Source organism: Peterkaempfera bronchialis, from assembly GCF_003258605.2.
GTDB lineage: Bacteria > Actinomycetota > Actinomycetes > Streptomycetales > Streptomycetaceae > Peterkaempfera > Peterkaempfera bronchialis.
Window position 1 is genome coordinate 1,611,828 of the sequence record NZ_CP031264.1, and the last position, 26,308, is coordinate 1,638,135.

The window sequence follows — 26,308 nt, forward strand, 5'->3', positions numbered from 1 at the left end:
GAGGGGACAGCGGCCGGAGTTCAGGAGCGCTCGGCCTTGACGACCTTGGCGGTGAGCGGCGCCTTCAGCCGCTCCTGGCTGAAGACCACCACCTGCTCGGACTTCCCGGCGGGCACCTGCTTCTTCAGCGCATAGCCGGTGCCCACGACCTTGCCGGAGCGGTCCATGAAGTGCACCTCGACCGCGTAGTCGGCGGGCTTGGACTGCTTGTTGTCGATCGACAGCCGGGCCGCCGCGCGGCCGGCGCCCGAGCGCGCGGAGACGGCCTGCACGGCCGTCTCGGAGGCGGCGTTGCCGGTGCCGCGTACGCCGGCCAGCTTGGCCTTGGCCTGGGCCGCGTCGACGCCGCTCTGGGCGGTGGCGCCGGCCGCCGAGGTGGCCGCCGAGGCGCCCGACTCCGCCGCGGAGGCCGCCTCGCTCGCCTTCTCACTGGCGTCGGCGACCAGCGAGGAGGCGGCCTCGGTGGCCTGCCCAGCCGCCGACGACGCCTTCTCCTTGGTGCTGCTGCATCCGGCGGTGCCCAGGGCAAGGGCACCGGCTGCCAGCACCGCCACCGCCGCCGCTCCGGCCGAACGCTTACGGCTCTGCTGCATCCGTCCTTCTCCTCCGCAGTGGGCGGCACCCCTTCGGCGGCGCCCGTCCCGTCCAGGCTGTCCCGGCGCACCTCCGTCCGCGATCGTTGCGCGGCCGGGTGGGTGACCGCCCCGGTCGCGGCCGGGGCACCGGCCCGGCGGATATAGCGTCGAAGAGACGATTAGGCTGGGGCCGTGCCTCATCTACGTCTCGCACTCAGCCAGATCGATCCCTATGTCGGCGACATCGCCCGCAACAGCGACGAGATCGTGCGCTGGACCCGGCACGCCGCCGAGCGGGGGGCCCAGCTGGTGGCCTTCCCGGAGATGGCGCTGACCGGCTACCCCGTGGAGGACCTGGCGCTGCGCCGCTCCTTCGTGGAAGGCTCCCGCACCGCCCTGGTGGAGCTGGCCGGACGGCTGGCCGCCGAGGGCCTGGGCGCGGTCCCGGTCGTCGTCGGCTACCTGGGCCGCGCCGAGGGGAGCGCCCCGCCGCAGCCGGGCCGCCCGGCGGGGGCGCCGCAGAACTGCGCGGCGGTGCTGTACGGCGGCCGGGTGGTCACCCGCTTCGCCAAGCACCACCTGCCCAACTACGGCGTCTTCGACGAGTACCGCTACTTCGTGCCCGGCGACCAGCTGGCCGTGGTCCGGCTGCACGGCGTGGATGTGGCCCTGGCCATCTGCGAGGACATCTGGCAGGACGGCGGCCGGGTGACCGCCGCCCGCGAGGCCGGCGCCGGGCTGCTGCTGGTGGTCAACGGCTCGCCGTACGAGCGGGAGAAGGACGACGTCCGGCTGGAGCTGGTGCGCCGCCGCGCCGCCGAGGCGGGCTGCGCCCTGGCCTATGTCAACATGGTCGGCGCCCAGGACGAGCTGGTCTTCGACGGCGACTCGATCGTGGTGGACGCCTCGGGCGAGGTCCTGGCCCGCGCCCCGCAGTTCGAGGAGGGCTGCGTCCTGGTCGACCTGGAGCTGCCCGCCGCCGAGACCGACCCCGAGGCCGCCGCCGAGACCGAGGGCGCCGCCGGTGGGCTGGTGGCCGACGGGCTGCGGGTGGAGCGCACCGTCCTCAGCACCGAACCGCTGCCCGCGCCCGAGCAGCCGGTGGTCCCGGGGATCGCACCCCGGCTGGGCGACGAGGAGGAGATCTATGCGGCGCTGGTCTCCGGCACCCGCGCCTATGTGCGCAAGAACGGCTTCCGCTCGGTGCTGATCGGCCTCTCCGGCGGCATCGACTCGGCCCTGGTGGCGGCCATCGCGGTGGACGCGGTCGGCGCGGAGCAGGTGTACGGCGTCTCCATGCCGAGCGCGTACTCCTCCCAGCACTCACGGGACGACGCGGCCGAGCTGGCCCGCCGCACCGGGCTGAACTTCCGCACCGTCCCGATCGCCCCGATGTTCGACGCCTATATGAGCCAGCTGGCGCTGACCGGGCTGGCCGAGGAGAACCTCCAGTCGCGGCTGCGCGGCACCCTGCTGATGGCCATCTCCAACCAGGAGGGCCACATCGTGCTCGCGCCGGGCAACAAGAGCGAGCTGGCGGTGGGCTACTCCACGCTCTACGGCGACTCGGTCGGCGCCTACGGGCCGATCAAGGACGTCTACAAGACGCTGATCTTCCGGCTGGCCCGCTGGCGCAACAAGGCCGCCGAGGAGCGCGGCGAGACCCCGCCGATCCCGGAGAACTCCATCTCCAAGCCGCCCAGCGCCGAGCTGCGCCCCGGCCAGGTGGACACCGACTCGCTGCCGGACTACGACCTGCTGGACGCGGTCCTCCAGGCGTACATCGAGAACGACCAGGGGCGGGACGCCATCGTGGCGGCCGGCTTCGACCCGGCCGTGGTGGACCGGGTGGTGCGGCTGGTGGACACCGCCGAGTACAAGCGGCGCCAGTACCCGCCGGGCCCCAAGGTCTCGGTCAAGGCGTTCGGCCGCGACCGCCGGCTGCCGATCACCAACCGCTGGCGGCGCGGCTGACCCTCCGGCGCGGCTAGGCGCCCCCGAGTCCCCAAGTCCCCGGGCCCCCGGGCCCCCGGGTCAGAGTTCGACGCGGGCCGCCACCGGCAGATGATCGCTGCCGGTGGCGGGGAGCACCCAGGAGCTGATCGGGGTGACGCCCTTGGTCATGATCTGGTCGATCCGGGTCAGCGGGAAGGACGCCGGCCAGGTGAAGCCCACGCCGTCGCCGGCCGCGCCCTGCGCGGACCGCATCTGCGAGGTGATGTTGGCCAGGCTGCGGTCGTTCATGGTGCCGTTGAGGTCGCCCAGCAGCACCACCCGCTCCAGCGGCTCGGCAACGATGGCCTCGCCCAGCGCCTCGGCACTGTTGTCGCGCTGGTCGGCGGTGAACCCGGCGTCGAACTTGACCCGGACCGAGGGCAGATGCGCCACATAGACCGCGAGGGCCCCGTTGGGGGTGTCCACCTCGGCGCGCAGCGCCCGGGTCCAGCCGATCTTGATGTCCACGGCCCTGGCCCCGGTGATCGGGTAGCGCGACCAGAGCGCCACGGTGCCCTTGACGGTGCGGTACGGGTAGGCGGCGGCCAGCTCCTTCTCGTACACCGGCAGCGCGGTGGCGGTCAGCTCCTCCAGGGCCACCACATCGGCCCGGGAGGCGATCAGGTCGCGGGCGGTGGCGGCCGGGTCGGGGTTCTCGGCGTTGACGTTGTGGCTGAGGACGGTGAGGTCGCCGCCGGGGCCGCTGCGGTCGGAGAGCAGGCCGCCGAAGAGGTCGGCCCAGAGCAGCGCCGGCAGCAGCAGGGCGACCAGGGCGGTCGCCGAGCGCCGCAGCAGGGCGCAGAGCAGCAGCGCCGGGACGGCCAGGCCGATCCAGGGCAGGAAGGTCTCCAGCAGGCTGCCGAGGTTGCCGACCCGGTTGGGCACCTCGGCGTGGAAGGCCATCAGCAGCGTCGTGGCCACCGCGAGCAGCGCGATCACCCAGCCGCGCTGCCAGGCGGTGCGGCCGCGCCGGTCCCGGCCCCAGCGGCCGAGGCCGGGGAGGTGCGGGCGGCGGGGCCGGGGGCCTGACCGGCCCGGCTCTCCGCCGTCCGCCTGCGCCCACCCCGTCGCCGCCTGTGCCATGCCCGTGATCCCTTGCGCTGTGCTCTGTACCGGTGCCGTGCTCCCGCCGCAGCGGACCTGGGTGGCCCGGAAGCCCGGAGGCCCGCCCGCTCGGCTCAGCGTATGCCGGGACAGACGCTGGGACCGACCGGGGAGGTTCCGGTTGGCCGGGATCCCGGTACCCGCCCGGCGGCGGTCGGCGACCCCGTACGGAGCCGTTCTGCGCGCACCGGGGCCGCCGGACCGGCTCCTCCTCGGTCAGTCCCCTCCGGCGCGGGCAACCGGCTCGGGGATCCCGGCCGCGCCGGGCCGGTTGCCCGCGCCGCTGCTGGTCACCCGGCGGGGACAGGGCCGGACGGGCGGGCGGCGACGCCCTGGAGCGCGGTGTCCACGATCAGCTGGGGCAGCCCGGGGTCGTCCAGCGGGGCGTCGTCCCAGAGGACGGAGCGGACCAGCATCGGGGCCGTGAGGATCTCCGCGAGCAGGTCCAGGTCGAGGTCCGAACGGAGTTCGCCCCGCTCGACCCCGCGCTGGACCACATGGCGGATGAGTTCGCGGCGACGCTGCACCACCCGCTCGTGGTAGAGCTGCTTGAACTCGGGCAGCGAGCCCATCTGGCTGAGGGCCGCCTTGAGGATCCAGCGGGAGCGCTTGGCCAGACCTCGGCGGCGCATGAAGTCCAGCAGGGTCACCACATCGTCGCGGACGGACTCCCCGGCCAGCTCCGGCTCGGGCTCCTCCAGCCGCCGGACCACATCGATCAGCAGCGCCTCCTTGTTGGGCCACCGCCGGTAGACGGTGGCCTTGGCGACGCCGGCCTCCTGGGCGATCCCTTCCATGGAGAGCTCGGCGAGGCTGCTGCCCCCGGCCATCAGCCGTTCGACGGCGTCCAGGATGGCCTGGTCGACCGCCTCACTGCGCGGCCGACCGCGCCGGGGCGCAGCGGTGCACGGGTGGTCGTCCGCGCACCCGGTGCGGCTGGGGGCCGTACTGCTGCTGTCCATGGGCGGATTCTCCCCGACGGCCGGTCAGGCCGTCTCCGCGGGGGCTGCTTCGGGCTCTGCCTCGGGCTGCGCGCCGACGGCGTCGGGCACCGGCAGCCGGCCGGGGAAGAGGACCAGCGCCACGACGGCGCCGAGCAGTATCACCCCGGCCGAGGTCCCGGCCACGATGTGCATGGCGTGCACAAAGGACTCCTTGGCGGGGTCGACCAGCGCGGCGCCGCGCGGGCCGAGCTGCCGGGCGACGCCCAGGGTGGCCTCGATGGACTCGCCCGCTGGGCCGCGCAGGGCGGGCGGCACGGCCGACAGGTGGTCGGACATGCCGTTGCGGTACGCGGCGGAGAGCATGGCGCCGAGGACCGCGACCCCGAGCGAGCCGCCGACCTGGCGGAAGGTGTTGTTGATCGCCGAGCCGGAGCCGGCCTTCTCACGCGGCAGTGCCGACATGATGGTGACGGTGACCGGCGGCATCACATGGGCCATGCCGGTGCCCATCACAAAGCCGATCACCTCCAGGACCCAGATCGGGGTGGTGGTGTCCAGCGTCAGGTAGCCGAGGAAGGCCAGTGCCACCAGGGCCATGCCGCCGGCGCAGGTGGCGCGGACGCCGTACCGGTCGACCACCAGCCGGGCCCGGGGGGCGAAGGCCATCTGGGCCACCGCGAGCGGCAGCAGCAGGGCGCCGGCCTTGAGCGCGCTGTAGCCGCGCACGCTCTGGAGGTAGAAGGCGCCGAAGAAGGTCACGCCCATCAGGGCGAAGAAGACCAGGCCGATCACGGCGACCGAGGCGGAGAAGCGCGGGTTGCGGAACCAGGTGACGTCCAGCGCCGGGTGCTCGGCCCGCCGCTCGTACAGCACAAAGGCGGCGAGCACGGCCAGGCCGCCCGCGACGGTGCCCCAGGCGGCGGGGTCGGTGAAGTCGGCGAGCTGGCCGCCCTTGATGATGCCGTAGATCAGCAGCACCAGGCCGATGACCGAGAGCAGCACGCCCACCGGGTCGAGTCGGCCGGGGTTGGGGTCGCGGGAGTCGGGGATGAGCAGCACCATGCCGACCAGGGCGACCAGCACGATGGGGAGGTTGACCAGGAAGACCGAGCCCCACCAGAAGTGCTGGAGCAGCAGGCCGCCGGTGATCGGCCCTATGGCGATGGCCAGACCGACGGCACCGGCCCAGACCCCTATCGCCTTGGGCTGCTCGTCCCGCTCGAAGACATTCATGATGATGGCGAGGGTGGCGGGCATCACCAGGGCGCCGCCCAGGCCCATCACCGCCCGGAAGGTGATCAGTTGGCCGGGTGAGCCGGCCACCGCCGAGAGCAGCGAGCCACCGCCGAACACCACCATGCCCGCCAGCAGGACCTTCTTGCGGCCGAGGCGGTCGCCGAGGAGGCCGGAGGTGAACAGCAGTCCGGCGAAGACCAGGGTGTAGGAGTTGATCGCCCACTCAAGGTCGCTCTGGCTGGCGCCCAGGCCGATGGGCGCCGGGCTGGCGATGGTCTTCATCGCCACATTGAGGATCGAGTTGTCGAGGACGACGACCAGCAGGGCGAAGATGAGCACCCCGAGGATCGCCCAGCGGCGGCGGTGGACCGTTGCGGGCACCCGGCGCGGCGCGCCGGAGGCCCCGGCGGTGACTGCGGTGGACATGATGTTCCCGTCGATGGAGTGGGACCCCCTGCGGATTCCCAGGGCATCAACGGTACCGGGTTTTCGATACGGTCCCGTTCCGTATCGTAAATCCTCGGCAAAAGTTCCTGCGAGAGAGGCCGCATCCGGTCGGTGGGACCCGGCTCTTTGCGCACCGGCCGCCGCATGTCAGCATGGAGGGGATCCGGGGACGCCCGTACGGGCGCCACGAGACCACCCACACACAGGAGCCTGTTCCATGAACGCTTCTCCGCTTCAGCCTGCCCAGAAGTCCGAGCGCCCGGCCGCCACCCTCTACGGGGGCACCCGCAGCCGCCGGGTGACGGTGCGCGACATCGCCGCAGCCAAGCAGCGCGGCGAGCGCTGGCCGATGCTGACCGCGTACGACGCACTCACCGCCGGCGTCTTCGACGAGGCCGGCATCCCCGTCCTGCTGGTCGGCGACTCCGCCGGCAACTGTCACCTCGGCTATGAGAGCACCGTGCCGGTCACCCTGGACCAGATGGTGATGCTCTCCGCCGCCGTGGTGCGCGGCACCGAGCACGCCCTGATCGTCGGCGACCTGCCCTTCGGCAGCTACCAGGAGTCCCCCGCGCAGGCCCTGCGCAACGGCGCCCGGCTGCTCAAGGAGGCGGGCGTCGGCGCGGTGAAGCTGGAGGGCGGCGAGCGCACCGCCCCGGCGGTGGAACTGCTGGTGCAGTCCGGCATCCCGGTGATGGCCCATATCGGCCTCACCCCGCAGTCGGTGCTCGCCCTGGGCGGCTACCCCGTCCAGGGGCGCGGCGAGGAGGCTGCCAACCAACTGGTGCGGGACGCCAAGGCGGTGCAGGCGGCCGGCGCGTTCGCGGTGGTGGTGGAGGCCGTGCCGACCGAGCTGGCCGCCCAGTTGACCGCGTCACTGGCGATCCCGACGGTGGGCATCGGCGCGGGCGCCGAGTGCGACGCCCAGGTACTGGTGTGGACCGACATGGCCGGGATGACGGCCGGCCGGGTGCCGAAGTTCGTCAAGCAGTACGCCAACCTGCGCTCGGTGCTGGGTGACGCGGCCCGCGCCTTCGGCGAGGACGTGACGGCGGGCACCTTCCCCGGAGACGAGCACTCCTTCCACTGAGCCTGCTCTCCCGGGGGCCGGTTCCACACTCCCCCGGGCAGCCCGGTTGCATACATCAGGGGCCGGCGGTCGATCCGCCGGCCCCGCTGTTTTTGCGGGTTCGTTGAAGGTCTGATTGTGGGAGCGCTCCCAAGCTTGTCCATGGTCGAACTCCACGGCAGGTCCTGTCAAGACTTCGAGCGCCAGGCACCCCCGAGGCGTCCCTGACGGGTCATCAGCGCCTCGCTTCGTTCGAGAAGTGAAGTCGCGCAGACCATTGACATGCCCTGACCGTGATGGCTTCATGTGATCTGTCGCTGCGTCGACTCCCGCCCTGCACGATGTGCAGGCATGGAATCCACAGCCCACCACGGATCGTGGTGCTCTCGACTCCCGACACCCTTGTGGCCGCCGTGGCCAGGCGCACTGTGGAAGCGCTCCCACGATCGGTCGCGACGGAACTTCAGCAGTCCGGCGCCATCGGCCGGTCGTGACGCATCCACCCCGGCCGGCTGCCGGCCACCCACCGCAGCCGGTGACTCCCTCTCCCAAGGAGCCGACGTGACCATATCCTCACCGCGCGGAGAGCGCCCCTCGCGCCTCCGTCGCAGTATCGCCGCGCTGGGCGGGCTGGCACTCGCCTCAGGGCTGTGCATCGCCGCAGGCGGCACCCAGGCCCAGGCTGCCGCCGCTCGGGTGGACAACCCGTACGTCGGCGCCGGCGTTTACGTGAACCCCGAGTGGGCCGCCCATGCGGCCGCCGAGCCCGGCGGCAGCGCGGTCTCCAACCAGCCCACCGGTGTGTGGATGGACCGGATCGCCGCGATCAACGGCTCCAGCACCAGCATGGGTCTGAAGGCGCACCTCGACCGCGCGGTGCAGCAGGCCGCCGGCAAGCCGTTTGTCATCCAGGTCGTCATCTACGACCTCCCCGGCCGCGACTGTGCCGCGCTCGCCTCCAACGGTGAGCTCGGCCCGACGGACCTGCCGAAGTACAAGAGCGACTACATCGACCCGATCGCCAAGATCCTGGCCGACCCGGCCTACGCGAACCTGCGGATCGTGACCACGGTCGAGATCGACTCGCTGCCCAACCTGGTGACCAACACCAGCGGCCGTGACACTGCCACCGCCGCCTGTGACGTCATGAAGGCGAACGGCAACTACGTCAACGGTGTCGGGTACGCCCTGGCCAAGCTGGGCGCCATCTCGAACGTCTACAACTACGTCGACGCCGGCCACCACGGCTGGATCGGCTGGGACGACAACCTCGACGCGTCCATCACGCTGTTCAAGCAGGCTGCCACCTCGCAGGGCAGCACGGTCAACAACGTGGCCGGCTTCATCACCAACACCGCCAACTACTCGGCGCTGAAGGAGCCGTACTTCACCGTCAACGACACGATCAACGGTCAGGCGGTCCGCGAGACGTCCAAGTGGATCGACTGGAACCGCTACGCCGACGAGCTGTCGTTCGCCCAGGCGTTCCGGACCAAGGCGATCGCGGCCGGCTTCCCGTCGGACATCGGCATGCTGATCGACACCTCCCGTAACGGCTGGGGCGGCGCCAAGCGTCCGACCGGCCCCGGCCCGAAGACCAGCGCCGACGCCTACGTCGACGGTGGCCGCATCGACCGCCGGATCCAGCTCGGCAACTGGTGCAACCAGTCCGGCGCCGGCCTCGGCGAGCGTCCGAAGGCTGCCCCGGAGTCCGGGATCGACGCCTACGTCTGGATGAAGCCTCCGGGCGAGTCGGACGGTTCCAGCTCTGCCATCTCGAACGACGAGGGCAAGGGCTTCGACCGGATGTGCGACCCCACCTACGGTGGCAACGCGCGTAACGGCAACAACATGTCCGGCGCTCTGCCGAACGCGCCGGTCTCCGGCCACTGGTTCTCCGCGCAGTTCCAGGAGCTCCTGAAGAACGCCTACCCGCCGGTCACCGGCGGCGGCACCACCGGTGGCACCACCGCCGGTACCACGGCGGGCACCACCGCCGGTACCACGGCGGGCACCACGGCCGGTACCACCAACGGCGGCACCACCGCGGGCACCACCAACGGCGGCACCACGGCCGGCACCACGGCGGGCACCACCAACGGCGGCACCACGGCCGGTACCACCAACGGCGGCACCACCGCGGGCACCACCACCGGCGGCTCCACCACCGGCGGCAACGGCAACAACGCCGGCTGCACCGCCACCTACTCGCCCAACTCCTGGAACGACGGCTTCACCGCCGATGTGACGGTCAAGGCGGGCAACACGGCCATCAAGTCCTGGAAGGTCACCTGGACCTTCAGCGGCAACCAGAAGGTCACCTCCTCCTGGAACGCCAATGTGACCCAGAGCGGCACCTCGGTGACCGCGACCAACATGAGCTACAACGGCTCGGTGGCCGCCAACGGCACCACGTCGTTCGGCTTCCAGGGCACCTACAGCGGCACCAACAGCACCCCCACGCTCACCTGCACCGCGAGCTGACACACGGATGACCCGGTGCCCGGGGATCGGCGACCCGCCGATCCCCGGGCACCGCCGTATGTGCGCCCACCGGCGCCGGTGACGGCCCCTCCCGGCAGCGGGCCGACGGTAGGCCGACGGCAGGGCGACGGTGCGCCGACAGCCGGCCGACGGCGGTGACAGCGGGATACCGGCGGGCTGTCAGCGGCATCGGGCACCGTGGGGGCATGACACCGACCGACACCGCCCCCGCCGCGACGGAACTCGCCGTCGACGTACGCGGCATCGTCAAGCACTACGGCACCACCAAGGCCCTGGACGGGGTCGACCTCCAGGTCCGCCAGGGCACCGTCCTGGGCGTCCTCGGGCCCAACGGCGCGGGCAAGACCACCCTGGTCCGGGTGCTCTCCACGCTCGTCAAGCCGGACGCCGGCAGCGCCACCGTGGCCGGCTGGGACGTCCTGCGCCAGCCCCGGCAGCTGCGCCGCGCCATCGGGCTCACCGGCCAGTACGCCTCGGTGGACGAGATGCTCTCCGGGCGGGAGAACCTCTATCTGATCGGCCGCCTGCTCGACCTGTCCCGCAAGGATGCCAAGGCCCGCGCCGCCGAGCTGCTGGAGCGGTTCTCGCTCACCGAGGCCGCCGGACGCGCCGCCCGCACCTACTCGGGGGGCATGCGCCGCCGCCTCGACCTGGCCGCCAGCATGATCGGCCGCCCCCGGGTGCTCTATCTGGACGAGCCCACCACCGGCCTGGACCCGCGCACCCGCAACGAGGTGTGGGAGGAGGTCCAGCGGATGGTCGCCGAGGGCTGCACGGTGCTGCTCACCACCCAGTACATGGAGGAGGCCGAGCAGCTCGCCGACGAACTGACCGTCATCGACCGGGGCCGGGTGATCGCCGCCGGCGGGGTCACCGAGCTGAAGTCCAGGATCGGCGGCCAGTCCCTGCGGGTGCGCCCGGCCCGCCCTGCCGACCTGCCCGAGATGGCCCGCTGCCTCGCCGAGGCCGGTGTGCACGGCGCCACCACCGACCCGGACACCGGGCTGCTGACCGTACCGGCGGCCGGGGAGGAGCAACTGACCACCGTGGTCGGCGTGCTGGGCACCCGAGGCTTCGCCATAGCCGGCATCGACACCCACCTGCCGAGCCTGGACGAGGTCTTCCTGGCCGTCACCGGGCAGCGCGCCCCCGCCTCCGCCATGTCCCCCACCGACCGGGACGCCGAGCCCGCCACCGAGCCCGCCACCGAGCCCGCCACCGAGCCCGAGAAGGAGTACGCGGTATGAGCGCCGCCGTCGCAACCCCCCTGGCCGCCCCGGCCTCGTACGGCAGCGGCCGGATCGGCCCGCGCGCCCAGCTGCGCCACATCGGAGCGCTCACCCGGCGCAATCTGATGCGGATCAAGGCCGACCCCGAGTCGATGTTCGACGCCCTGCTGATGCCGATCGTCTTCACCGTGCTCTTTGTCTATGTCTTCGGCGGCGCCCTCTCCGGCAACCGGCAGGACTACATCCAGTACCTGGTGCCGGGCCTGCTCGGCCAGACCGGGATCAACCTGGCGATGGGCGTGGGCACCGGGCTCAACACCGACTTCACCACCGGGGTGATGGACCGCTTCCGCACCCTGCCGATCGGCCGCGCCTCGGTGCTGATCGGCAAGCTGCTGGCGGAGGTCTGCCGGGCCCTGCTCTCCTTCGCGATCCTGATCGCCTTCGCCATGCTGCTCGGCCTGAAGGTGCACACCGGTCCGCTCCAGGTGCTGGCCGCGGTCGCGCTCTCGCTGCTCTTCGGCGCCTCCATGGTCTGGGTGTCGATGCTGCTCGGTATGTCGCTGCGCAGCGCCCAGGCGGTGCAGGGGGTCTCCATGCTGGTGATCATGCCGCTTCAGTTCGGCAGCTCCACCTTCGCCAACCCCGACACCATGCCCGGCTGGCTCCAGGCGTTCACCAAGGTCAACCCGCTCTCGGCGCTGGCCGACGCCTCCCGCAGCCTCTTCAACGGCGGGCCGCTGACCCACTCGGTGCTGATGGTGCTGGCCTGGTCGATCTGCCTCACGGCGGTCACCGCGCCGCTGGCGGTGGCCCGGTTCCGCAAGCGGACCTGATCAGCCCTCGAAGCGGTCCAGCAGGGCGGCGGCCTCCTCGGCTTCGAGGCGGCCGCCCCTGGCGTACTCGGCCTCGAACTCCGGGTCGCCCAGCAGCTCGCGCAGCAGCCGCTGGTGGTCGGCGATCTCCAGCCGCTCCAGATGGTTGCCGACGTTCCTGCTGAGCGCGGCATGCGCACCGAGCAGTACGGCCCCCAGCCGGGCCGCCGCCGGCCGCTGCTCCCCGGCGGCCGCCTGCTCCGCCGCCATCCGGGCCAGGACGCAGCCGGCGAGGGAGAAGAGCATCACCGACATGAAGTCGGTGAACCAGGGCAACGTCTCGCCTGCCCGGACCCGTCCGATGCCCTGCCGCACCAGTGGCAGGGCCCGCTGCGGGTCCCCCAGCCGCGCCTCCGCCCAGCCGTCCAGGGTGGTCAGCAGACCCTGGACGGCCTCCGGGCCGAGCGGTCCCAGCGGGGTGTTCCGCCGCAGCAGGTGCAGCAGTCCGGCGGCGCCGACCCGGTCGCCGCGCCGGGTGGCCAGCAGAAGCAGCAGCAGTCGGCCGAAGAAGACCGCGCCGTCCCCCTCCCGGCGGCCGGCGCCGCCCCGCCGCACCCCCTCGGCGATCAGCCGCTCCCCCTCCTCCGGTGCCAGGCCGAGCAGCGCCTCGCCCTGGCGGACCAGCAGGATCGGCACCTCCTGGTGCGCGCCCAGCTCCTCGGCGAGCCGGATCGCCCGCGCATAGCTCTCGGCGGCCAGGGCGTATTCGCCCCGGCCGCCCGCCGCCTCGGCCCTGGCGGAGAGCGCCTCAGAGACGCCCCAGCGGTCGCCCAGCCGCTCGAAGATCTCCAGCGCCTCGTCGGCGTCATTGGTCGGCCGATTCCCATGGTCGATCCAGTCATTGGTGAACTTGGCGCGGAACTGGAGGGCGAAGGCCAGGTCCCAGGCGCTGCCGTGTCGGCGGCAGCCGTCCACCAGCGCGTCCAGCAGCGCAGGGAGCTGCTCCATCTCCCCGGTCAGAACGGCCGCGAGCACCCGGATCGGCGTCGGGAAGCGGCACGAGCGGGGCAGCTCGGGCGGGTACGCGGCCAGGATGCGCCGACTCAGCGCCGCCGCTTCCGCCGAGGTGAGGTCGGTGTGGTGGTCTCCGAAGCCGGAGGCCAGCCGGTTGAGTCCCACCTGCCGCCGTGCCTCCAGCAGCACCGCCGGAGCCCAGGGCGGCGGCTCGTCCAGCGGGCCGGGGGCGGTGCCCTCGGGGTCGGCCTCGTACGGGTCGGCGGCAAACGGGTCGGGGCCCAACGCCAGGACCGCGTCGCACCAGGTGCGGGACTCGGTGTCATAGTCCCGCAAGGTCCAGAACCAGCTCATGCCGAGGATCAGGCAGGCCGCCTCCTGCTGGTCCCCGGTCTCGATGGCGCGGCGCAGCGCCGCCCGGACGTTGTCCTGCTCGCGCTCCAGCCGGTCCAGCCAGCGCAGCTGGTCGGGGCCGTGCAGCAGTGGCGCGGCGCGGCGCACCAGCTCCCGGAAGCAGCGCAGATGGCGGCCCTGGGTCTGCTGGACCTCGGCCTCGCCCGCGTCATGCAGCCGTTCGGCGGCGTACTCGTGAATGGTCTCCAGCAGCCGGTAGCGGGCGGGTCCGCCCTCCCAGCCGAGGTCGGCGACGACCAGCGACTTGTCGACCAGGGAGAGCAGCAGCCCGGCGACCTCCACCTCGGGCACCGCTGCGCCGTCGGCGCAGACCTGCTCGGCGGCCTCCAGGGTGCAGCCGCCGGCGAAGACGGAGAGCCGCCGCAGCAGGGCGCGCTCGTCCTCGGCCAGCAGCTCCCAGCTCCAGTCGACCACCGCCCGCAGGGTCTGCTGACGGGGCATCAGGGTGCGGCTGCCGCTGGAGAGCAGCTGGAAGCGGCCGTCCAGCCGGTCGGCTATCTGACGTACCGTCATGCCGCGGAGCCGGGCCGCCGCCAGCTCGATGGCCAGCGGCAGCCCGTCCAGCCGGCGGCAGATCTCGGCGGACGCCTGCGGGTCCTGGGCCGGGTCGAAGCCGGGCCGGGCCGCCGCGCCGCGCTCGGCCAGCAGCCGCAGCGCGGCCGGGTCCGGCAGCGGGTCCACCGGGCGTACGGTCTCGCCGGGGACGCCGAGCGGCTCCCGGCTGGTGGCCAGGACGGTGATCCCGGGGCACTCGGCCAGCAGCCGGTCGGCCAGTTCGGCGCTGGCCTGGACCAGGTGCTCGCAGTTGTCGAGCAGCAGCAGCATCCGCCGCCCCGCGCAGTGCTCGACCAGCCGCCGCATCGGGTCGGCCGGTCGGCCCTCCAGGGCCTCGGCGACCTTGCCCCGGTGCAGTACGGTCTCGCGCAGGCCGAGCGCGGAGAGCACCGCGCCGGGGACCGCCGCCGGGTCGTCCAGTGGGGCCAGCTCGGCCTGCCAGACGCCGTCCGGCCATGCCCCGGCCGCCTCCTGGGCCCGCGCCGCCTCCACCGACAGCCGGGTCTTGCCGGACCCGCCGGGCCCGGTCAGGGTGACCAGCCGGGCGGCGGTGAGGGTGCTGCCCAGCGCGGCCAGCTCCTCCTCCCGGCCGACAAAGCTGGTCAGCCGTGCGCGCAGGCCCCCGGCGGCGGCGGTCCGCTGCGGCGCGGCGGGAGGGGCGGGAGCGGCTGAGGCGACGGGGACAGCAGGGGCGGGGGCCGGGACGGCCGTCCGCTGCGGCTGCGGCTCCTCCGGGGGGAGCAGCAGCTCGCGGTGGAGCGCCTGGAGCTCCGCCCCCGGGTCGGCGCCCAGCCCGTCGGCGAGCGCCCGGCGCAGCTCCTCGTACGCCTGGAGTGCCTGGGCGGTGCGGCCCTCGGCGCGCAGTGCCCGGATCAGCAGCGCATGCAGCTGCTCGTCCAGCGGGTGGTCGCGGCTGAGCTCCGCCAGTTCCGGGACCAGCTGTGCGGACCGGCCCAGCGCCAGGTCGGCGGTGATCCGGCGGCGCAGCGCGGTCAGCCGCTGCGCCTCATAGCGGGCCGCGGCGGAGGCCCGGTCCGGGAGGTCGGCCAGCGCAGGGCCGCGCCAGAGCGCCAGGGCCTCGCGCAGCAGCTCGGCGGCGGCGGGCGCGGCCCGGCCGTCGGACAGCGCCCGCTCCGCCTGGCCGACCAGCCGGTGGAAGCGGCCCAGGTCGATGTCGTCGGCGTCGGCGCGCAGCCAGTACCCCTCCGGGCCGGAGCCGACCGCCGCCCGGCCCAGGGCCCGGCGCAACCGGCCCACCAGGGTCTGGAGCGCGCCGGGCCCGTCCTGCGGGGGTTCGCCGTCCCAGACCTCCCCGACCAGGGTCTCGACCGGGACCGGTCTGCCCTGGCGCAGCGCGAGCGCGGCCAGCAGCGCACGCAGCCGCGCACCGCCGAGCGGGACCGGGGTGCCGTCGTCGTGGTGGGCCTGGGTGGTGCCGAGGATGCCGTAGCGCACACCCCCATTCTGATCGAAACCCGACCCCGCCCGAGCCAGGGGTCCAGGCATGGCCGCGGAGGACCGTCCGGCGGCGGTGTCAGCCGGTCGTGGGAGTGAGCAGCACGAAGTCGGCGCCGAAGGGGTCGAGGCAGACGGCCATGCGGCCGATGCCCTCGGCGGTCTCCGGGCCCATCTGCACGGAGCCGCCGTGCTCGGTGATCCTGGCGACGGTGGCGTCGCAGTCGGCGGAGCCGAACACGGGGTGCCAGTAGGGTCGGCCGCCGGTCAGGGTGAGGTGCTCGGCGGCGAGCTGCATGATGCCGCCGTGCATGCGCTCCTGGCCGAGGCCGGCCGGGGTGATCAGCGAGTAGGTCCCTTCGATGCCGCCGGGCAGCGGGACGTCCTGGGTCTGCCAGCCGAAGAGGGAGCCGTAGAACTCCTTGGCGGCGGCCGCGTCGGTGGTGTACAGCTCGGTCCAGGACAGGGCGCCCGGCTCGTCCACCGCCTCCAGCCCCCGGACCTTCCCCGGCTGCCAGACGGCGAACTGCCCGCCCTGCGGGTCGGTGAACTGGGCCAGCCGCCCCGCGTCGCCGACGTCGCCCGGGGCGAGCCGTACCGTGCCGCCCAACCGCTCCACGGCCTGGGCGGTGGCCTCCGCGTCGGGGGTGCCGAAGTAGGCCGTCCAGGCCGAGCGGGCCCCCTCCTCGGTGAGCGGGCCGATCGCGGCGACGGACCGGCCGTCCAGCGTACAGAGGCCGTATCCGCCCGCGTCCGGGCCGTAGGACCGAAACTCCCAGCCGAAGACGGCGCTGTAGAAGGCGGCCGTGGCGGCGATGTCGGGGGCGCCGAGGTCCAGCCAGCACGGGGAGCCGGGGACGAAGTCGGTCGTGATCATGGCGATTCCCTTCGAAGGGCGTAGGGGCGTTCTCCGGTGCAGACCGGCGCGGCGCCCGGAACTCATCGGTCGGCCGCGCCGTTTTCCGGGCACCGCCTTTTCGGGCACCATCGCATCGCCTTGTGCCGCATCGCCTTGTGCCACACCGCCTTGTGCCAGGAAGAGATCGACCTGCATGATCGGTGCTCCTGTCCCACAGCCTCGGAGACCGCAGAGATGACCTACGCCGGTACACAGCGCCAGCGCAGCGAGGAGCGCCGGGTCAGCCCGGTGTTCTGGGTGCTGCTCGCCGTCCTCGGCACGTCCTCCTGGGCGGTGTGGACCGGCTATGGGGAGAACGCCCGGTTCGGGGTCTTCCTCTTCGTGGTCTCCGGCTGGGTGGTCTCGCTCTGCCTGCACGAGTACGCGCACGCCCGCACCGCGCTGCACGGCGGCGACCTGACGGTGGGCGCCAAGGGCTATCTGACGCTCAATCCGCTGAAGTACGCCAACACCCTGCTCAGCGTGATCCTGCCGGTGGTCTTTGTGATCCTGGGCGGCATCGGGCTGCCCGGCGGCGCGGTCTTCATCGAGCGGCACCGGATCAGCGGTCGCTGGAAGCACAGCCTGATATCGGCGGCGGGCCCGCTGGTGAACCTGGCGCTGGCGGTGGCGCTGCTGCTGCCGATCGGCGCGGGCTGGCTGGACAGCGCGCCGCCGACCTTTGTGGTGGCGCTGGCGTTCCTGGCGATGCTCCAGGTCACCGCGACGGTGCTCAACCTGATCCCGGTGCCGGGCTTCGACGGCTACGGCATCATCGAGCCCTGGCTGTCACTGAAGGCCCGGCGCGCGGTGGAGCCGTTCGCGCCGTTCGGGATGCTGGCGCTCTTCGCACTGCTCTGGCAGACCCCGCTGGGCGACTGGTTCTGGAAGCTGGTCTACCGGGTGATGGAGCTGCTGGACGTGTCGCCGAGCCTGGCCGCGATCGGCTACCACGCCTTCCGCTTCTGGGAGGGCTGAGCCAGCGGCCCGGGTCAGCCCTGGGCGGTGCGCGCCCGGCGGATGTAGTACCAGGCCATGTTGCTGGTGAGGCCGGCCAGCAGGACCCAGATCACCCCGAACCAGTTGCCCTGCACAAAGGAGACGACGGCGGCGGCGACCGCCAGCAGGCAGGCGACGAGGGCGAGGACGGCGTTGCGGGGCATGGCTGCGGACTCCCGGCGGACGGTGGGGTGCGTACGGCCACCATTGTCCCCGATGCCGAACGGCCGGTGGGAGCGGGGCGCGGCCCCCGCCCGGGGCCGCGCCCGCAGGGTCGGACGTCGCTGGGTCGGGCGTCGCAGGCTCAGACGTCGGTGACCCGCAGGCCGGCGTGGGCCTTGTAGCGGCGGTTGACCGAGATGAGGTTGGCCACCAGGGACTCCACCTGGTGGGCATTGCGCAGCCGCCCGGCGTAGACGCCGCGCATGCCGGGGATGCGCCCGGCCAGGGCCTGCACGGTGTCGGTGGCGGCGCGGTCGTCGCCGAGCACCATCACATCGGTGTCGATCTGCTCGATCCCCGGGTCCTGGAGCAGCACCGCCGAGAGGTGGTGGAAGGCGGCGGTGACCCGGGAGTCCGGCAGCAGCGCGGCGGCCTGCTGGGCGGCGCTGCCCTCCTCGGGCGTGAGCGCATAGGCGCCCTGCTTGTCGAAGCCCAGCGGGTTGACGCAGTCGACGACGATCTTGCCGGCCAGTTGGGCGCGAAGCGGCTCCAGGGTGGCGCCGTGGCCCTCCCACGGCACGGCCACGATCACCAGGTCGCTCTGCTCGGCGGCGGACGCGTTGTCGGCGCCGCGAATGCCCAGCCCCAGCTCGGCGGCGGCGCTCTCGGCCCGCTCGGCGGCGCGGGAGCCGATCACGATCTGCTGCCCGGCCCGGGCGAGCCGGTAGGCGAGGCCCTTGCCCTGCGGACCGGTACCGCCGAGCACACCCACGACCAGGCCGGAGACATCGGGGAGGTCCCAGGGGCCGGGCTTGGGCGTGGCGGCGGGTGTCGCCGCAGCGGATGTCGCCGCGGCGGATGTCACTGCATCGGGTGTAGTCATGCCGCGATCCTGCCAAAGCGGCGGGGGCTGGGGCAGCATGGGGCGCCATGGACGCGATCCGGGTGTCGGCGCTGCGCGAGGTCCTGACCGGTACGGGTTGGCTGGAGTCGACCCGGGAGTTCGCCTGGGCGCTGCGCTCCAGCGTGTCGCGGGCGCCGGACGGCCCGGGTACGGCGGGCGGGCTGCTGCTGGTCGGCACCGAGGGTGAGGAGCCCTGGCACATGGCGGCCCATCTGGACAACGAGGCGGCCTGGTCGGGCCTGCCGCAGCTCTCCCCCACCCTGGTGCGCTGGCGGGTGCCGCCGGGCGCCCCCGCCCATCTGGCGGTGGACCTGCGGCGGCTGGAGCGGGCCGGGCGCGGCGAGACGGTGCTGGTGGTGGCGCCGGAGGCAGCCGGGGCGCCGCTGCTGGAGCGGGTGCACGACGCCCGCCGCACGGGGGCGACCGTACTCGCCCTGGACACCGGTGACACCGAGCTCCAGGGGCTGGCGCACGAGGCGCTGACGGTACCGCCGACCGGGCTGCGGGAAGAGGCGGCGCCGGCCTTCGACGTGGTGCAGCACCTGGTGACGGCGGCGGCGGGCGAGGAGCCGCCACGTGGCCGCCGCCGGGTGCTGGACCGGATGGCGCGGCTCGCGGAGCGGCTGACCGCCCCGCCGCCGATGCGCTGGTGAGCCGGAGCGCAGTCCCTCGGCCCGCGAGCCGTACGCGCACAAATCGTTTGCGCGTCCGGGAGCCGGGCCCGCATGATGCCCCCTCGTGACCTCCGAGCAGCAGCAACCGCCCTCCCCCGGCCGACTGCGGGCGCTCGCCCGCTCGATGCGGCCCGACCTCGCGCCCTGGCGTTCCTCCCGGGACTTCCGGCTGCTCTGGAGCGCCGGGCTGGTCACCACCTTCGGCAGCTTCCTGACCTATGTGGCGGTGCCGCTCCAGATCAAGGAGCTCACCGGGTCATCGCTGGCGGTCGGGCTGATCGGCGCCGTGGAACTGGTGCCGATGATCGTCTGCGGCCTCTGGGGCGGCGCGCTCGCCGATGCGGTGGACCGCCGCAAGCTGGTGCTGGCCTCGGAGGCCGGGCTGGGGCTGCTCTCGGTCCTGCTGCTGGTCAACGCCCTGCTGCCGCAGCCGCTGCTGTGGCCGATGTATGTGTTCGTCGGCCTGCTGTCGGCGCTGGACGGCCTCCAGCGGCCCTCGCTGGACGCGCTGACCCCGCAGATCGTCGCCCATGACCAGCTGACCGCCGCCGCCGCGCTCAATGCGCTGCGCTGGCAGGTCGGCGCCATCGCGGGGCCGTCGCTGGCCGGTCTGATCGCCGCCACGGCCGGGGTGCGGGTCGCCTATGCGCTGGACGCGGTCACCTTCGCGGTCTCCCTGCTGCTTCTGCTCCGGATGCGGGCGGTGCCACCGGCCCTCGGAGCCGAGAAACCGTCGCTGGGCGCGATTGCCGAGGGTCTGCGGTACGCCTGGAGCCGCAAGGAGCTGCTGGGCACCTACGCGGTGGACATCGTGGCCATGCTGTTCGCCTTCCCCAATGCGATCTTCCCCTTCCTCGCCGACCGGCTGGACGCCTCCTGGGCGCTGGGCCTGATGTACGCGGCCTCCTCGGTGGGCGGGCTGGCGGTCTCCGCGACCAGCGGCTGGGCCTCGCGCGTCCACCGGCACGGCCGGATGGTGATGGCCGCCGCCGCGCTCTGGGGTGCGGCCATCACCGGCGCCGGGCTGGTGGGCAACATCTGGCTGGTGCTGTTCTTCCTGGCGCTGGCCGGCGGCGCCGACATGGTGAGCGGCCTGGGCCGCTCCACGCTGTGGAACCAGTCGATCCCGGACGGGCTGCGCGGCCGCATGGCCGGGGTGGAGCTGCTGAGCTACTCGGTGGGGCCGCAGCTCGGCCAGGTCCGGGCCGGTGGCATGGCCGCCGCGGTCGGGGTGCGGGCCTCGGTGTGGTCGGGCGGGCTGATGTGCGTGGTGGGCGTGGTGGGCCTGGTCGCGGCGCTGCCCCGGCTGCTGGCGTACGACGCGCGCACCGACCCGCATGTGGCGGCCGTCCGCGCCGAGCGCGAGGCCCGGGCCGCCAGGCGGTCGGAGCCGGAGGCCGTGTCCGAGCCGGTGTCGGGGCCGGTGTCCGAGGCGGCGTCCGAGCCGGTGTCGGGGCCGGCGTCCGCCTGAGGGAGCCGGGTCAGCCCTTGCGGGCGACATGGTAGAGGCCGAGGATGCCGCCCTCGACCCGATGGGTCTCCACCTTGGTGAACCCGGCCTCGGTGAGCATCCGCTGCGCCGCCACCCCGTCGTCCCCCGGGGCCGAGGGGGTCGCGGTCATCCGCCGGAAGACCGTGAAGCCCTGGAGCGGGGACCCGGGCGGATGGCCGGCACCGGCCTCCGGGCGGTAGGGCAGCGCGGGGTCGCCCATCAGGAAGACGCCGTCGTCGTGCAGCGCGTCGCGGACCGCGAGCAGCGTACGGGCGGGCCGGGCCAGGCCGTGCACCAGGCCGAAGGCGGTGACCAGGTCGTAGTGGCCGTCCAGTTGGTCCGAGTCGGCCACATCGAAGGTGGTGTTGGCCAGGCCCAGCCGCGCCGCCTCCTCCCGTGCGGCGGCGATCCCGCCCTCCGCCGCGTCCAGGCCCCGGAAGCGGCTGGCCGGGAACGCCCGGGCCAGTACGGCGACCGCGCGGCCCTGCCCGCAGCCGAGGTCCAGCACCTCGATGCCGTCACGCAGCCGCTCGGCCAGCCCGGGGACCAGCGGGATCACGGTCTCCACCAGATCGGTGCCATGCACCTGGGCGCACCGCTCGGCCAGCAGTTGCCGAAAGCGCGGGTACGCCGAGTACGGCACCCCGCCGCCGGTCCGGAAGGACTCCACCACCTGCTGCTCGATCTCCCCCATCATGGCCAGGTACGGCGCCAGCCCGGCCAGGTTGCCGGTCCCGGCGGCCCGGGTCAGCGAGGCGGCGTGCTCGGGCGGGAGGGTGTAGCGGTCGGCGGCCGGGTCGTAGGCGGCGATGCCGCCGGCCACCATGCCGTCCAGCCACTCCCGTACCGGGCGCTCATGCAGCCCGGCGGCGCGGGCGAGCTCCGGGGCGGTGGACGGCGGCAGACCGGCCATGGTGTCGAAGAGCCCGGTGCGGTGGCCGACGCTGAGCAGCAGGCCCAGGCAGGAGTCGTCCAGAATGCCCACCAGCCGGTCGGCGAAGACCTGCTGATCCCGATGCACCGGGTCGGACTCGCGCACGGACATCGCTGCTCCTCACCTCGCGGCGGCGCCCCGTTCCCACGCTACGCCGGGACCGGCGGCCCCACCGCTCGGGCGGTGCGGGCGGCTCAGTCGTCCTCCTGCTCCTCGGTGCGGTCGCGCCAGCGCGGGTCGTTCTCCCACTCCTCATTGCGCTCGGCGGCGGTCTGGAGGGCGTGCTCGGCGTCGGCGCGGCTGGCGTACGGGCCGAGGCGGTCGCGGGCCGGGCACTCCGGGCCCTCCTCGACCTTGCGGTGCCGCACGCAGTAGAACCACTCGCCGGGCTTCCCCTGCGGCTTGCGTCCGAACGGCATGGAGCGGCCTCCTTGATCCGGGGCCGTCGTCCTCGGCCCTCCCTGGGGAGATCATGCCCCCTGCCCGGAGGGCCACTCCGGTTGCCCTCGGCGGCCCGTGCGGTGCCGGTCGGAGCCCGTGCGGTACCGGTCGGAGCCCGTGCGGCGCCGGTTAGACTCGCAGCCATGGCTCCCCTGGTTCCCGGCAAGCTCTCCCCCACCCGCAGCGTCCCGGCGCACATCGCCCGGCCCGAGTACGTGGGCAAGCGTGCCCCGCAGCCGTACACCGGCCCGGAGGTGCAGACCGCCGAGACCATCGAGAAGATGCGGATCGCGGGCTCGATCGCGGCCCGCGCGATGGACGAGGCCGCCAAGCACATCGCGCCCGGCGTCACCACCGACGAGCTGGACCGCGTCGCGCACACCTATATGTGCGACCACGGCGCCTATCCGTCGGACCTCGGCTACCGGGGATTCCCCAAGTCGATCTGCACCTCCGTCAACGAGGTGATCTGCCACGGCATCCCGGACTCCACGGTGCTCCAGGACGGCGACATCGTGAACCTCGATGTCACCGCCTACATCCACGGGGTGCACGGCGACCTCAATGCCACCTACCCGGTGGGCGATGTGGACGAGGAGTCCAAGCTGCTGGTGGAGCGCACCCTGGAGTCGCTCAACCGGGCGATCAAGGCGGTGCGGCCGGGCCGTCAGATCAATGTGATCGGACGGGTCATCGAGTCCTACGCCAAGCGGTTCGGCTATGGCGTGGTCCGCGACTTCACCGGACACGGCATCAACACCTCGTTCCACTCCGGGCTGGTCGTCCCGCACTACGACAGCCCGCGCGCCACCGAGGTGATCCAGCAGGGGATGACCTTCACCATCGAGCCGATGCTGACCCTGGGCACCTATGAGTACGACATCTGGCAGGACGGCTGGACGGTGGTCACCAAGGACCGCAAGCGCACCGCCCAGTTCGAGCACACCCTGCTGGTCACCGCCGACGGCGCCGAGATCCTGACGCTGCCGTAGCCCCCGTGGCCGGGGCCGGTCAGCCGATGCGCCACTGCTCCTCGGCGACCGCCCCGACAGTGGTGCAGGCGTCGGTGAGCACGTCCAGCACCCGCAGCGGGTCCGGCAGCGGGTGCTCCGGGCCGCGTACCCAGCGCACGGCCGAGGTGTCCGGCAGGGCGGACGGCGGCAGCAGGACGTAGGAGCCCCGGCAGTGCCAGCGCAGGCCGGGATGGTCCTCCAGGGTGTCGGGGTGGCTGTCCAGCTCGCAGGGCCACCACTCGTCCTCGTCGGCGGGGGTGCCCCGGGTGGCGGTGAAGAACAGGTAGCGCCCGTCGGCGGCGGCGACCGGGCCGGCCGCGTCCTGGTCCAGCAGGCGCTCCAGGGCGATCCGGCCGGCCTCCTCGGGCACGTCCAGCACATCGTGGGTGCGGCCGGTGGCGGTGACGAAGTTGGCCTGCGGGTCGCGGGCGATCCAGTGGGCGATCTGCTCGGTGTCGGTGGTGGCCTGGGTCTGCCAGGCGAAGGAGACCGGGTGGCGGGCCGGGGCGGGACAGCCGACCCGGTCGCAGGAGCAGCGGTACCCGGACGGCCGGGCGGCGGGGGCCACCGGGAAGCCGGCCCGGACCGCGCCGAGCAGCAGGTCCAGGCGGACCGCAGCCGCCATGTCACGGGCGGCCGGTGTGTCCCCCGTACGTCCCCGACCCCGCCACCAGCCCGTCCATCTGCTGCCTCTCGCTTCCATCGAGCCCCTTCGTCGCGCGTCCCTCAACCCGGCCCGGGATCACCGTCCGGCTACTGCCAAGGTCCACGGTACGGAGCGGAAGCGGTGCGGGGAGCGGAAACCGTGTCAGATCACCCTCGCCGGGCTCCGGCACCCCGGCCCGTACGGCGCGGCGGGCCCGGGGTACCCCGTGGGCGTACTGAGCAGGATAAGACCACCGGAGGGGTGCCGGTGACCGCGGGGTGCCCCAAGCGGCCCGGCGGCTTGTCCGGCGGGCTTGTCCGGCCGGGCCGTCCGGCGGGGTCGTCCGGCGGGCTGGGCGAACCTCGCGGGGGATGCGAAGCTGGCAGGTATGAGGAGTGCGGATACCGAGTTCGTGGGCGGGCCGCTGGACGGCAGGGTGCTGCCGATCCTGCTGAGCCCGTTCAACAACGTGCCCAAGGTCTACCGGGTACCGGTGCCCGCCCATCTGGACCGGCCCGCCGCCACGCTGGTGTACCACCGGGCGAAGCAGTACGACGCCCGGGGCCGCTGGCGCTGGCGGTACGAGTACGAGGCCGCAGACGGTGAGGCCGCCGACCGGTAGCCCGCCGCCCGCGGCCGTTCGCCGACGCCGTACGGAGGACAGCCATGGCATCCACTCCCCGCGATCCCCGACCGGGCACCCCGCACTCCCGTGGCCTGGCCCGGGTCACCCTGGCCTGCCTGGTGGTGGTGAGCGTCTACAGCGCGGTGTTCGAGGCCGACCCCTGGCTCTGGTTCGCCTGGACCGCGCTGGCGCTGATCACGGGGGCGATGCTGGCGATGCGGCTCTGAGGCGCTGCCGGGCTCCGGGGCTCTGCCGGGCTCCGGGGATCCGTCGCGCCGGGCCTCAGCAGGTCTCGGCGGCCATGCCCTCGCGCAGCCGGGCCAGGATGCGGGAGAGCAGCCGGGAGACATGCATCTGGGAGATGCCCAGTTCGGCGCCGATCTCCGACTGGGTCATCTCGGCGCCGAAGCGCAGCGAGAGGATCCGCCGGTCGCGGTCCGGGAGGGCGGCGATCAGCGGCTTCAGCGCCTCGTGGTCGAGCACGCCCTCCAGACCGGTGTCCTCCTCGCCGAGCCGGTCGGCGATGGAGCCCTCGGTCTCCTCGTCGTCGCTCTGCGCGTCGAGCGAGTAGGCGGTGTAGCCGGCCGAGGCGACCAGGCCCTCGCGGACCTCCTGCTCGTCCATGGCGAGCTTCTCGGCGAGTTCGGCGGCGGTGGGTTCGCGGCCGAGGGTGAAGGCCAGCTCATCGCTGGCCTTGGCCAGGTCCAGGCGCAGCTCCTGGAGCCGGCGGGGCACATGGACCGCCCAGCTGGTGTCGCGGAAGAACCGCTTGATCTCGCCGATCACGGTCGGCAGCGCAAAGGTGGGGAACTCCAGTCCGCGCTCCACGTCGAACCGGTCGATGGCCTTGATCAGACCTATGGTGCCGACCTGGACGATGTCCTCCATGGGTTCGCTGCGGGTGCGGAAGCGGGAGGCGGCGAACCGCACCAGGGCGAGGTTGAGCTCCACCAGCGTGTTGCGGACATAGGCGTACTCATGGGTGCCCTCCTCCAGCTGCGCCAGCCGCCGGAAGAGCACCTTGGACAGGGCGCGCGCGTCGTCGGTGCCGATCCGGTCGACGGGCGGGATCTCGGGCAGGTCGACCGGCGCGGCAGGGCGGTCGACTGCGGGCGCCCGAAAGGCGGGGGCGGCCTCCGGGGCGGCGGGGGCGTGCGTGACTGCTGCGGCTGCGACGTCGGCCCTCATCGGGTGGATTCCCTCCCTCGGATGTCCCGCGCCTCGGGGATGGCTGCGGGGCAGTGGTCGCCGCCTACCCCGGTCCGGTGGCTCCATGCGCGGCGAACGGGTGTATCGGCCCGGCAGGTGGTCATCGGGGTGTCGGCCTGACGGGCCTTCACCCCTTCTGCCGGTCACCGGGATTGCCGAAGGCGGGAGGGGACACCGTGACGTCCGGGCGGCATGGTGTCCCTCCGGGGGGTCAGCTGCCGGAGTTGAGCTGGCTGAGCGAGGGCACCTGGTTGGTGACATCGGCGCCCGCCGACTTGCCGGCCTGCTTGAAGCTGTCGATCACCCCTTCGAACTGGTTGGCGCCGGCCTCCGCGTTGTCGCCCTTGCGGATGTTGGTGGCGGCCTGCTTGAGCTTCTCCACCCCGGCCGTCAGCGGCGCGACCGCCTTGGACAGGGTGGGGTCGCCCTGGGCGTCCCTGATCGCCGCCTTCAGCCGGTTGTAGGTGAAGGCACCCGCCAGCGCGCCCTTGACCAGGGCCGCCTTGCGGCCGCTGGCGCCCTTCTTGAACTTGCCGTCCTTGTAGGGCTTGTAGAGCCACTGGTAGGTGGCCCCGGCGGCCAGGCCGGCGTTGAGCACGAACTTGGTCTTGGCGAGCTTGACCCGGTCCTGGGTGCTGGTCGGCGAGGCCGACCCGGCGTGGGGGTCATCGGTGGCGGTGGCAGCGGTGGCGCCGCTGCTCGTCGTGGACTTGTCGGAGCTGGAGCAGCCGGACAGCAGCAGCGCCGCCAGCAGCGGCGCGGCAAGGAACGTCGAGAGGCGACGGCGACGCGGATCGAGCATGAGGGTCCTCCCTGAGCGGGCCGGCGCGGGGTGCGGCCGGCGAGTCCATGACTCCGGCCCAACCTCGCACCCCGGGCAGGCCGCCGCGACGCGGCGGCGCCCTTCGGGTGACCGCCGGTCCCGGCGGGGGCGGTGCACCGGTGAGGCAGACT

Annotated in this window: 24 protein-coding genes; 11 read left to right on the forward strand and 13 right to left on the reverse strand. The window is 73.3% G+C overall.

The features are described 5' to 3' along the window. Nucleotides 1–20: 20 nt before the first annotated feature. A complete protein-coding gene (locus C7M71_RS07000) occupies nt 21–593 on the reverse strand; it encodes a hypothetical protein (protein WP_111491144.1) in 573 nt (190 codons plus the stop codon). Nucleotides 594–767: 174 nt separating this feature from the next. Between C7M71_RS07000 and C7M71_RS07005 the strand changes: the two genes are divergently transcribed. Next, entirely contained in the window at nt 768–2,549 is a 1,782-nt protein-coding gene (locus tag C7M71_RS07005) for an NAD+ synthase (protein ID WP_111491145.1), read from the forward strand. Between the two features lie 60 nt (nt 2,550–2,609). On the opposite strand, the gene C7M71_RS07010 is transcribed toward C7M71_RS07005, so the two are convergent. The 3 genes from C7M71_RS07010 to C7M71_RS07020 all read right to left on the reverse strand — a co-directional run bounded on the left by C7M71_RS07010 (nt 2,610) and on the right by C7M71_RS07020 (nt 6,280). Then, complete coding sequence (locus C7M71_RS07010; protein ID WP_111491146.1) at nt 2,610–3,653, reverse strand: endonuclease/exonuclease/phosphatase family protein; 1,044 nt, start codon at nt 3,651–3,653, stop codon at nt 2,610–2,612. 311 nt (nt 3,654–3,964) lie between these two features. Next, nucleotides 3,965–4,636, reverse strand: coding sequence for a TetR/AcrR family transcriptional regulator (locus C7M71_RS07015; RefSeq protein WP_111491147.1), 672 nt, complete (start codon nt 4,634–4,636; stop codon nt 3,965–3,967). A gap of 24 nt (nt 4,637–4,660) precedes the next feature. Further along, on the reverse strand, nt 4,661–6,280 hold the full coding sequence (locus C7M71_RS07020; protein WP_111491148.1) for a DHA2 family efflux MFS transporter permease subunit: 1,620 nt from the start codon (nt 6,278–6,280) through the stop codon (nt 4,661–4,663). 238 nt (nt 6,281–6,518) lie between these two features. Between C7M71_RS07020 and panB the strand changes: the two genes are divergently transcribed. From panB to C7M71_RS07040, 4 genes are all read left to right on the forward strand, one after another. Continuing rightward, nucleotides 6,519–7,391, forward strand: coding sequence for a 3-methyl-2-oxobutanoate hydroxymethyltransferase (gene panB / locus C7M71_RS07025; protein ID WP_111491149.1), 873 nt, complete (start codon nt 6,519–6,521; stop codon nt 7,389–7,391). Nucleotides 7,392–7,931: 540 nt separating this feature from the next. After that, nucleotides 7,932–9,854: a glycoside hydrolase family 6 protein gene (locus C7M71_RS07030; RefSeq protein ID WP_322975150.1), complete on the forward strand. Its 1,923-nt coding sequence runs from the start codon at nt 7,932–7,934 to the stop codon at nt 9,852–9,854. A 206-nt stretch (nt 9,855–10,060) separates the two neighbouring features. Then, a complete protein-coding gene (locus C7M71_RS07035) occupies nt 10,061–11,122 on the forward strand; it encodes an ATP-binding cassette domain-containing protein (RefSeq protein WP_111491151.1) in 1,062 nt (353 codons plus the stop codon). Next, nucleotides 11,119–11,940 carry an ABC transporter permease gene (locus tag C7M71_RS07040; RefSeq protein WP_175607646.1) on the forward strand — a complete coding sequence of 274 codons (822 nt, stop codon included), beginning with the start codon at nt 11,119–11,121 and terminating at the stop codon, nt 11,938–11,940. The genes C7M71_RS07035 and C7M71_RS07040 overlap by 4 nt, the downstream gene beginning before the upstream one ends. Here the strand turns inward: C7M71_RS07040 and C7M71_RS07045 are convergent, their stop codons facing one another. Beyond that, nucleotides 11,941–15,357 (reverse strand): ATP-binding protein, encoded by a 3,417-nt coding sequence (locus C7M71_RS07045; RefSeq protein ID WP_114914229.1) that lies wholly within the window; start codon nt 15,355–15,357, stop codon nt 11,941–11,943. It lies immediately after the preceding gene. 79 nt (nt 15,358–15,436) lie between these two features. Beyond that, a complete protein-coding gene (locus C7M71_RS07050) occupies nt 15,437–16,234 on the reverse strand; it encodes a VOC family protein (RefSeq protein ID WP_111491764.1) in 798 nt (265 codons plus the stop codon). Between the two features lie 216 nt (nt 16,235–16,450). Between C7M71_RS07050 and C7M71_RS07055 the strand changes: the two genes are divergently transcribed. Next, a complete protein-coding gene (locus C7M71_RS07055) occupies nt 16,451–17,233 on the forward strand; it encodes a site-2 protease family protein (RefSeq protein WP_111491763.1) in 783 nt (260 codons plus the stop codon). 14 nt (nt 17,234–17,247) lie between these two features. Here the strand turns inward: C7M71_RS07055 and C7M71_RS30995 are convergent, their stop codons facing one another. Together C7M71_RS30995 and npdG are read right to left on the reverse strand one after the other, a co-directional pair. Beyond that, on the reverse strand, nt 17,248–17,418 hold the full coding sequence (locus tag C7M71_RS30995) for a hypothetical protein (protein ID WP_175607648.1): 171 nt from the start codon (nt 17,416–17,418) through the stop codon (nt 17,248–17,250). 140 nt (nt 17,419–17,558) lie between these two features. After that, nucleotides 17,559–18,299 carry an NADPH-dependent F420 reductase gene (npdG, locus tag C7M71_RS07060; protein ID WP_111491762.1) on the reverse strand — a complete coding sequence of 247 codons (741 nt, stop codon included), beginning with the start codon at nt 18,297–18,299 and terminating at the stop codon, nt 17,559–17,561. Between the two features lie 47 nt (nt 18,300–18,346). Between npdG and C7M71_RS07065 the strand changes: the two genes are divergently transcribed. After that, the gene (locus tag C7M71_RS07065; protein ID WP_111491761.1) at nt 18,347–18,973 is read left to right on the forward strand and encodes a hypothetical protein; all 627 of its coding nucleotides are present in this window, start codon (nt 18,347–18,349) and stop codon (nt 18,971–18,973) included. Nucleotides 18,974–19,118: 145 nt separating this feature from the next. After that, nucleotides 19,119–20,465: an MFS transporter gene (locus tag C7M71_RS07070; RefSeq protein WP_111491766.1), complete on the forward strand. Its 1,347-nt coding sequence runs from the start codon at nt 19,119–19,121 to the stop codon at nt 20,463–20,465. A 10-nt stretch (nt 20,466–20,475) separates the two neighbouring features. Here C7M71_RS07070 and C7M71_RS07075 read toward each other — a convergent pair whose 3' ends face one another. Together C7M71_RS07075 and C7M71_RS07080 are read right to left on the reverse strand one after the other, a co-directional pair. After that, nucleotides 20,476–21,531, reverse strand: a complete 1,056-nt coding sequence (locus C7M71_RS07075; RefSeq protein WP_111491760.1) for a class I SAM-dependent methyltransferase — start codon at nt 21,529–21,531, stop codon at nt 20,476–20,478. An 83-nt stretch (nt 21,532–21,614) separates the two neighbouring features. Then, on the reverse strand, nt 21,615–21,839 hold the full coding sequence (locus C7M71_RS07080) for a hypothetical protein (protein WP_111491759.1): 225 nt from the start codon (nt 21,837–21,839) through the stop codon (nt 21,615–21,617). Between the two features lie 165 nt (nt 21,840–22,004). Between C7M71_RS07080 and map the strand changes: the two genes are divergently transcribed. Then, entirely contained in the window at nt 22,005–22,853 is an 849-nt protein-coding gene (gene map / locus C7M71_RS07085; RefSeq protein WP_111491758.1) for a type I methionyl aminopeptidase, read from the forward strand. A gap of 19 nt (nt 22,854–22,872) precedes the next feature. Here the strand turns inward: map and C7M71_RS07090 are convergent, their stop codons facing one another. Next, nucleotides 22,873–23,577 (reverse strand): bifunctional DNA primase/polymerase, encoded by a 705-nt coding sequence (locus tag C7M71_RS07090; RefSeq protein ID WP_111491757.1) that lies wholly within the window; start codon nt 23,575–23,577, stop codon nt 22,873–22,875. Between the two features lie 331 nt (nt 23,578–23,908). On the opposite strand from C7M71_RS07090, the gene C7M71_RS07095 reads away from it, so the two are divergent. Together C7M71_RS07095 and C7M71_RS07100 are read left to right on the forward strand one after the other, a co-directional pair. Continuing rightward, a complete protein-coding gene (locus C7M71_RS07095) occupies nt 23,909–24,142 on the forward strand; it encodes a hypothetical protein (RefSeq protein ID WP_111491756.1) in 234 nt (77 codons plus the stop codon). Nucleotides 24,143–24,186: 44 nt separating this feature from the next. Beyond that, complete coding sequence (locus C7M71_RS07100; RefSeq protein WP_111491755.1) at nt 24,187–24,372, forward strand: hypothetical protein; 186 nt, start codon at nt 24,187–24,189, stop codon at nt 24,370–24,372. A 55-nt stretch (nt 24,373–24,427) separates the two neighbouring features. On the opposite strand, the gene C7M71_RS07105 is transcribed toward C7M71_RS07100, so the two are convergent. Both C7M71_RS07105 and C7M71_RS07110 read right to left on the reverse strand, forming a co-directional pair. Then, nucleotides 24,428–25,333 (reverse strand): RNA polymerase sigma factor SigF, encoded by a 906-nt coding sequence (locus C7M71_RS07105; protein WP_111491754.1) that lies wholly within the window; start codon nt 25,331–25,333, stop codon nt 24,428–24,430. A 232-nt stretch (nt 25,334–25,565) separates the two neighbouring features. Then, a complete protein-coding gene (locus C7M71_RS07110) occupies nt 25,566–26,156 on the reverse strand; it encodes a hypothetical protein (protein WP_111491753.1) in 591 nt (196 codons plus the stop codon). Nucleotides 26,157–26,308 lie beyond the last annotated feature (152 nt).

What these genes read in the sequence shown, in the direction of transcription:
- C7M71_RS07000 (WP_111491144.1), bottom strand. Translation starts at nt 593, where the DNA reads ATGCAGCAGAGCCGTAAGCGTTCGGCCGGAGCGGCGGCGGTGGCGGTG.
- C7M71_RS07010 (WP_111491146.1), bottom strand. Translation starts at nt 3,653, where the DNA reads ATGGCACAGGCGGCGACGGGGTGGGCGCAGGCGGACGGCGGAGAGCCG.
- C7M71_RS07015 (WP_111491147.1), bottom strand. Translation starts at nt 4,636, where the DNA reads ATGGACAGCAGCAGTACGGCCCCCAGCCGCACCGGGTGCGCGGACGAC.
- C7M71_RS07020 (WP_111491148.1), bottom strand. Translation starts at nt 6,280, where the DNA reads ATGTCCACCGCAGTCACCGCCGGGGCCTCCGGCGCGCCGCGCCGGGTG.
- panB (WP_111491149.1), top strand. Translation starts at nt 6,519, where the DNA reads ATGAACGCTTCTCCGCTTCAGCCTGCCCAGAAGTCCGAGCGCCCGGCC.
- C7M71_RS07035 (WP_111491151.1), top strand. Translation starts at nt 10,061, where the DNA reads ATGACACCGACCGACACCGCCCCCGCCGCGACGGAACTCGCCGTCGAC.
- C7M71_RS07040 (WP_175607646.1), top strand. Translation starts at nt 11,119, where the DNA reads ATGAGCGCCGCCGTCGCAACCCCCCTGGCCGCCCCGGCCTCGTACGGC.
- C7M71_RS07050 (WP_111491764.1), bottom strand. Translation starts at nt 16,234, where the DNA reads ATGATCACGACCGACTTCGTCCCCGGCTCCCCGTGCTGGCTGGACCTC.
- C7M71_RS07055 (WP_111491763.1), top strand. Translation starts at nt 16,451, where the DNA reads ATGACCTACGCCGGTACACAGCGCCAGCGCAGCGAGGAGCGCCGGGTC.
- C7M71_RS30995 (WP_175607648.1), bottom strand. Translation starts at nt 17,418, where the DNA reads ATGCCCCGCAACGCCGTCCTCGCCCTCGTCGCCTGCCTGCTGGCGGTC.
- npdG (WP_111491762.1), bottom strand. Translation starts at nt 18,299, where the DNA reads ATGACTACACCCGATGCAGTGACATCCGCCGCGGCGACATCCGCTGCG.
- C7M71_RS07065 (WP_111491761.1), top strand. Translation starts at nt 18,347, where the DNA reads ATGGACGCGATCCGGGTGTCGGCGCTGCGCGAGGTCCTGACCGGTACG.
- C7M71_RS07070 (WP_111491766.1), top strand. Translation starts at nt 19,119, where the DNA reads ATGCGGCCCGACCTCGCGCCCTGGCGTTCCTCCCGGGACTTCCGGCTG.
- C7M71_RS07075 (WP_111491760.1), bottom strand. Translation starts at nt 21,531, where the DNA reads ATGTCCGTGCGCGAGTCCGACCCGGTGCATCGGGATCAGCAGGTCTTC.
- C7M71_RS07080 (WP_111491759.1), bottom strand. Translation starts at nt 21,839, where the DNA reads ATGCCGTTCGGACGCAAGCCGCAGGGGAAGCCCGGCGAGTGGTTCTAC.
- map (WP_111491758.1), top strand. Translation starts at nt 22,005, where the DNA reads ATGGCTCCCCTGGTTCCCGGCAAGCTCTCCCCCACCCGCAGCGTCCCG.
- C7M71_RS07090 (WP_111491757.1), bottom strand. Translation starts at nt 23,577, where the DNA reads ATGGAAGCGAGAGGCAGCAGATGGACGGGCTGGTGGCGGGGTCGGGGA.
- C7M71_RS07095 (WP_111491756.1), top strand. Translation starts at nt 23,909, where the DNA reads ATGAGGAGTGCGGATACCGAGTTCGTGGGCGGGCCGCTGGACGGCAGG.
- C7M71_RS07100 (WP_111491755.1), top strand. Translation starts at nt 24,187, where the DNA reads ATGGCATCCACTCCCCGCGATCCCCGACCGGGCACCCCGCACTCCCGT.
- C7M71_RS07105 (WP_111491754.1), bottom strand. Translation starts at nt 25,333, where the DNA reads ATGAGGGCCGACGTCGCAGCCGCAGCAGTCACGCACGCCCCCGCCGCC.
- C7M71_RS07110 (WP_111491753.1), bottom strand. Translation starts at nt 26,156, where the DNA reads ATGCTCGATCCGCGTCGCCGTCGCCTCTCGACGTTCCTTGCCGCGCCG.